General features: G+C 51.6%; 4 protein-coding genes. 2 read left to right on the forward strand and 2 right to left on the reverse strand.

Annotated features, from left to right (window positions below):
* Positions 1 to 106: 106 nt before the first annotated feature.
* Both epmA and efp read right to left on the reverse strand, forming a co-directional pair.
* Positions 107 to 1,060, reverse strand: coding sequence for an EF-P lysine aminoacylase EpmA (gene epmA, locus ABYT30_RS16790; protein ID WP_373081111.1), 954 nt, complete (start codon positions 1,058 to 1,060; stop codon positions 107 to 109).
* Positions 1,061 to 1,630, reverse strand: a complete 570-nt coding sequence (gene efp / locus ABYT30_RS16795; RefSeq protein WP_373081113.1) for an elongation factor P — start codon at positions 1,628 to 1,630, stop codon at positions 1,061 to 1,063.
* Between the two features lie 47 nt (positions 1,631 to 1,677).
* Between efp and epmB the strand changes: the two genes are divergently transcribed.
* Positions 1,678 to 2,691 carry an EF-P beta-lysylation protein EpmB gene (gene epmB, locus ABYT30_RS16800; RefSeq protein ID WP_373081115.1) on the forward strand — a complete coding sequence of 338 codons (1,014 nt, stop codon included), beginning with the start codon at positions 1,678 to 1,680 and terminating at the stop codon, positions 2,689 to 2,691.
* A 74-nt stretch (positions 2,692 to 2,765) separates the two neighbouring features.
* On the forward strand, positions 2,766 to 3,859 hold a 1,094-nt coding region (locus tag ABYT30_RS16805; protein WP_373097592.1), incomplete at its 3' end, for a hypothetical protein.

A 3,859-nucleotide genomic window follows, 5' to 3' on the forward strand; every position in this document is an offset into this window, starting at 1 on the left:
GTTTTGGGCACCTTGAAGTAATTCGCAAAATGCTGAACGGGAGACGGGAGACAAAACCGCATCGGTCCTTGCGTCTCCCATCTCCCGTAGCGCGTCTCCCGCTTATTCACACCAGCTCCAGCGGAAAGGCGATGACTTCGTCTATCCGCTCGGCTTGGCAGGCAATCATCGCCAGCCGATCAAAACCAATTGCCACCCCCGTGCATTCAGGTAAGTGAGGCATCGCCTTTAATAAAGACCGGTCGATAGGCGGCAGATTTTGGCCGGCGAGCCCTCGCCGCCGATGATCATCACCAATGCGCCGGACAAGCTCGGCGGCATCACGCAACTCATCATAGCCATTGGCCAACTCCATTCCCGCATAAAAAGCCTCAAAGCGACGAGCGACAGAGTATCCCTCGGCATTGATCGCTATTTTCGCTAGGGCAGCCTGCGTCGCCGGAAAATCGTAAACAATGCTAATCTGCTGAGGCTTGAGTGCTGGCTCCACCACCGAAGACATCAGCAGTTGCAACCATAGATCACGATCATCACTGTCAAAACTGAGATCGAGGTGACGCTGGGCAACGGCTTTTAGTGCGTCTAGGCTCGCGATATGCGGATTAAGGCCGCAGTGCTGTTCAAATACCTGCTGATAAGTCATCGACACCACGTCTGCGCTTCCGCTCGCCAGAGTGATAACCCCCGCCACCTCGTCAATCAAAGCATCGAGGCTCATGCCAGGGCGATACCATTCGAGCATTGTAAACTCAGGGTTGTGGCGCCGCCCTCGCTCACCTTGGCGAAAGGCTTTGCAGATTTGAAAAATTGGCCCACTACCCGCCGCCACCAGGCGCTTCATGGCAAATTCGGGTGAGGTTTGCAGGTACATCAGGCCATCGCCAGAAGGCGATTGAGTGGTAATCGCTTCGATATTCGGGTCAGTTACGGGCGCGGAAGCCAGCAACGGCGTCTCAACTTCGAGCACCCCACGTGCGGAAAAAAAATGGCGAACTTGGCTAAGAAGCTCCGCGCGACGGCCCAAGGCCGCTATACCGGCAGTGGGCCGCCACTCGCTCATTTAGCTTTTAACCCGATTCTGATATTCACCAGTCCGCGTGTCGACCTTGATCACCTCACCTTCACTGATAAATAAAGGCACTTTCACCACCGCACCCGTACTCAGATATGCTGGCTTGGTGCCGCCTTGCGCGGTATCACCCTTAACACCGGGATCCGTCTCTACAATAGGCAGCTCGACAAAATTAGGCGGCGTCACCGATAGCGGCGCGCCGTTATACAGCGTTACCGTGCAGACATCCTGTTCTTTTAGCCACTGTGACGCATCGCCCACCGCTTTAGCGTCGGCCTGAACCTGCTCAAAGGACTCGGGGTCCATAAAGTGGTAAAATTCGCCGTCGTTGTATAGATACTCCATACTTTGATCAACAACGTCGGCGCCCTCTAGCGATTCACCGGATTTAAACGTGCGCTCCCATACCCGCCCTGAGTTCAGGTTGCGTAGGCGCACCCGATTAAAGGCTTGGCCTTTACCGGGTTTAACAAATTCATTATCCAGAATTGAACAGGGCTCGCCATCGAGCATAACTTTAAGCCCGTTGCGAAATTCGTTAGTAGAATAATTGGCCATGGTTCTCCTCAGCGGCTAGGTCGTAAACCGTAGATTAAAAGGCAACAATGATACCCCTTATCACAACAATTTGGCAGACTGAAAGCTGGCAACGGCAAATGCAGCAGATGATTCGCGACCCAGAGCAGCTTTTCGGCCGCTTAGGTTTAGACATTGCAGAGCATCCCAAACTGAATGACGCGCTCAAGCAATTCCCGCTGCGAGTAACAGAAGCTTTCATCGCAAAAATGCAGCCTGGCGACTGGCGCGACCCATTACTATTACAAGTACTGCCCCAAGTTCAAGAAACTAACCCACAACCGGGTTTTATCAATGACCCACTGGCCGAACTCGATGCCAACCCAGTACCGGGCCTAATCCATAAATACCACGGTCGCGTGCTGCTCATTACCACCGCGGCCTGCGCTATTCACTGTCGCTACTGCTTTCGGCGCAACTTTCCCTACAGCGCCAATAATCCCAGCCAAAAAGACTGGCAGCAGGCGCTAGACTATATCGCCGCGCAACCCGAGATTCATGAAGTTATTCTCAGCGGTGGCGACCCACTCGCCACCAGTGACGACTATTTGGACAAGCTTATTACCCGCATAGCGGAGATACCCCATGTCGGCACCCTTCGTATTCACACTCGCTTACCCTTGGTGCTACCGGCGCGGATTACCACCGATTTAATTGCAGTACTTAGCAAGCACCGCTTACGCACGGTAATGGTTGTTCACTGCAATCACCCTAATGAGCTGGATAAAACCAGCGCCGATGCCCTTCGCGCACTGAGCGATGCCAAAATAACCCTTTTAAATCAAACGGTATTGCTTAAAGATATCAATGATAATGCCGAAATATTAATTAAGTTAAGTCATCGACTGTTTGATACCGGCGTTATGCCCTATTATTTGCATATACTGGATAAAGTCCGGGGTGCGAGTCATTTTGATGTTCCGGAACCGACGGCTAAAGCCCTGATGAGGGAAGTGCTGGCACGCTTACCGGGCTATTTAGTGCCGCGCTTAGTGAGGGAAGACCCTCACGCAAACAGTAAACGACCACTTGCGCTCTTATGAATTAACGCGTAAAAACATAGACTTAATACACAAACCTAATAAATGTGCTTTGAGACTGCGGAAATTGACGGGACATGATGAATAGTAGCTCGAACCTAGCGCTGGTCTTACCCAAGTTTAACCGCGACACACATAGCTTGTTCGCCTTAAATGGGAATGCGGTCAATAGTTGGTTAAACAGCCTTCCCTTGGCCAATCTCGGCGAGTCTACTCGCCAGCTATTTCAAGCCTTGGCAGAGCTCAGTCACGTTGCTTGCAAGGCCAAAGATCGCTTGGAGATTTTGGAAAAGATTCGACCGCAGGTGCATTACGTAACCAAAGGCTTGTCGCAGCACTATTTAAACAAGCCCATTATACTGCCGGAAAAAACCCAAAAAATTGTCCTGTTAGCGGACACCCTAAACACCCAACTTGCCACCGCCTACTGCCAAACCTTTCAAGGGTTTGAAGCAGAAAGCCGATTAATAAAGCCCAAAGAGGCGATGGCGACCTGTCTCCACCGTGCGCTAACTGAACACAGCTGCATCTTATTGCGCAGCCACCAATTATACCGGGCCAGCCAAAATGGCTTCTGGCTCACACTGCACACTATTTACCAGTGTGCGCTCAGTATGAAACTGAGCAAGATCAAAGTGAGTGATGAAAGCCACGGCGATAGCGTGGTAATGCAAGCCTATCTACGGCCGCTAATGTTGGCATGCAGCCGAACCCACCAACTGCCCCAGCGTCATATTGAAGAGATTTTCAAAGAGCTCAATTACTGGACCGCATTTATCGATTTACGTGCCGACCGATTAGAAAGCTGCGTACTACTTTTAAACCCCAAAGACGACAGCCAACCGGTTTACCGCGAGTTAATTAAGCGTGCGCCGGCACAAGGCTGGCTAGGCATCGACACCAAAATCATACTAAAGCATGGTGGTGCTTTGACTGATAGCCCTCCTGCGCGCAAATCTAGCCCACCCAGCACGCTTCCCAAAACAATTATTGACCATCTATCACTGGCGTGGAGCTCCGCCACATCACGGGCAGCGGAACGCGTACCCTGTAATGAGCCAGTACTGATTACACTGGGGATGAATGCAACGCATTACTTTGTTGCGAACCAAGTTGATTTCGACCAATTTAAGATTGACCGTGATCAGGCCGAGTCACGCCCCGACCCGTA

The sequence above is a fragment of the Zhongshania sp. genome (assembly GCF_041623545.1).
In the GTDB taxonomy this organism is placed as follows: domain Bacteria; phylum Pseudomonadota; class Gammaproteobacteria; order Pseudomonadales; family Spongiibacteraceae; genus Spongiibacter.